The sequence below is a fragment of the Pseudomonas sp. SIMBA_067 genome (assembly GCF_046534675.1).
Classification (GTDB): domain Bacteria; phylum Pseudomonadota; class Gammaproteobacteria; order Pseudomonadales; family Pseudomonadaceae; genus Aquipseudomonas; species Aquipseudomonas putida.
In genome coordinates this window covers 1-449 of sequence record NZ_JAWRYH010000058.1, presented here as the reverse complement: position 1 = coordinate 449, position 449 = coordinate 1, and the positions used below count along the sequence as shown (strand labels likewise).

General features: G+C 61.0%; 1 protein-coding gene. It reads left to right on the top strand.

Going from position 1 to position 449, the window contains the following annotated elements:
• Positions 1 to 449, top strand: a 449-nt coding sequence (locus SB765_RS28055; RefSeq protein WP_410932277.1) for an immunoglobulin-like domain-containing protein, incomplete at both ends; no start/stop codon positions are given.

The window sequence follows — 449 nt, the reverse complement described above, 5'->3', positions numbered from 1 at the left end:
CCTTCGGTTACCGAAGGCGGCGAGATCACCTACACCATCACCCTGACCAACAAAGACGGTCTGCCGATCAACAACCACGGCGTCCTGACCTTTACGCTGAGCGACGGCAAGACCGTCATCACCGTACCGGCCAATGGCACCAGCGGTTCGATCACCGTGACTGCCCCGGACAACGTCTACGTTGGCAGCAACACCCCGGTAGTGCAGTCGATCGCGACTGTTGCGGGCGCGGATGTCGGCAAGTTCGAGCAGCTGACCCTGGACAAGACTCCTGTCAGCACCACTGTCACCGATGAGCCAGGTACCCCGGGCAACCCAGGCGGCACCAACGAAGGTGACCTGGTTAAGGTCACCATCACTGCCGACCAGACTTCGGTGGCCGAGAACGTCAAACCGACCTTCACCGTGCACATCAACACCGCCTTGGCCAACGACCTGGTCGTGACCCT